1 protein-coding gene is annotated in these 1,501 nt (G+C 72.1%); it reads left to right on the forward strand.

Annotated features, from left to right (window positions below; translation table 11 throughout):
* On the forward strand, window positions 1-1,436 hold a 1,436-nt coding region (locus tag EF903_RS32480; RefSeq protein WP_125548520.1), incomplete at its 5' end, for a PQQ-binding-like beta-propeller repeat protein.
* Window positions 1,437-1,501: the final 65 nt, after the last annotated feature.

A 1,501-nucleotide genomic window follows, 5' to 3' on the forward strand; every position in this document is an offset into this window, starting at 1 on the left:
CCCCGCAGGGACCGGTCCCCGGCGGCCCGCGCGGCCGCCGCACGGCCGTCATCGCCGCGGCCGCCGCGGCCGGCGTGCTCCTCGCCGGCGCCGGCGCCTACCTCGCGTTCGCCGGGGACGGCGGCGACGACCCCAAGCCCGCCGCGCAGAGCGCGCCGCCCGCCGCTCCGCAGCCGTCCGGCACCCCGGACAAGGGCGACGGCAGCGGCAACGGCTCCGGCGCGTCCGAGGACCTCAACGCCGGGCGCAAGCAGGGCGAGGACAAGGCCCTCTGGCTGAAGACCGTCAAGATCGACGGCCCCGGCGCGGGCGTGGACTCCGGCGGCCAGTGGGTCGTCGGCGACACCGTCGTCAAGAGCATCTGGAAGGACCTCGTCGCCTACGGGGCCGCCGACGGCAAGGAGAAGTGGAAGCTCTCCTTCCCGACGCAGATCTGCTCCGTCACCCGCCAGACCACCGCCGACGCCAAGACCGTCGTCATGTACAAGGACGGCGAGTCCGAAGGCGCCCTCTGCAACCGGATGCGCCTCGTCGACCTCAAGGCGGGCAAGGAGGGCTGGTCCAAGGAGGTGCCCAAGGAGGGCGTCTTCGACATCATGACCAGCCCCACCCTCGGCATCGCCGGCGACACCGTCGCCGTCAGCCGCAGCGGCACCGCCAGCGCCTTCAGGATCAGCACCGGCGACAAGCTGTTCGGCAGCGACGGCGCCGAGGGCTGCAAGCCCGGCGCGTACGTCGCCCACCGCACCAAGATGATCGCCATCGCGACCTGCTACGACGACAACCTCACCACCGAGGTCTCCGACGCCGACCCGGTCACCGGCAAGAAGACCTGGACCTACCGGCTCCCCGCCAAGCACAAGGTGACCAGCGTCCACTCCCTCGACCCGGTCATCCTCGACGTCGGCAACGAGGAGAAGAAGGAGCGCGCCATCGTCGTCCTCGGCCCCGACGGCAGGCAGCGCGCCACCGTCACCGGCGAGGGCACCTTCGAAACCGAGTGCACCAACGGCCTCTTCCGGTCCGTCGAGGTCTGCGAGACCTCCGTCGTCGACCAGAACACCCTCTACATGCCGACCTCCCCCGGCGTGGGCAAGGCCAACGAGATCGTCGCCTTCGACCTCGCCACCGGCAAGGCCAAGTGGCGCACCCCCGCCGGCGACGGCCGCACCCTGACCCCGATCCGCGCCGAGAACGGCCAACTGATCGCCTACCGCCGCGCCACCCCCGGCCAGGGCGGCGAGGTCGTCGCCTTCCCCGCCGCCGGCGGCAACCCCACCGCGCTGCTGCGCAGCCCGTCGGGCACCGCGGCACCCGTCGAGGCCGCCTTCTACAAGCCGAAGATCGACTACGTGGACGGCCGCCTCTACCTCTCCACCGCGCTCCTGCGCGCCCAGGGCACGGACGAGAAGCTCCTGATGGTCTTCGGCAAGTGAACGTGTCCCCGAGCCGCCCACCGAGAGGCAGTAGCAACCCATGAGTACCCCGCCGCCCCCCAACC

Source organism: Streptomyces sp. WAC05292, assembly GCF_003949955.1.
GTDB lineage: Bacteria > Actinomycetota > Actinomycetes > Streptomycetales > Streptomycetaceae > Streptomyces > Streptomyces globosus.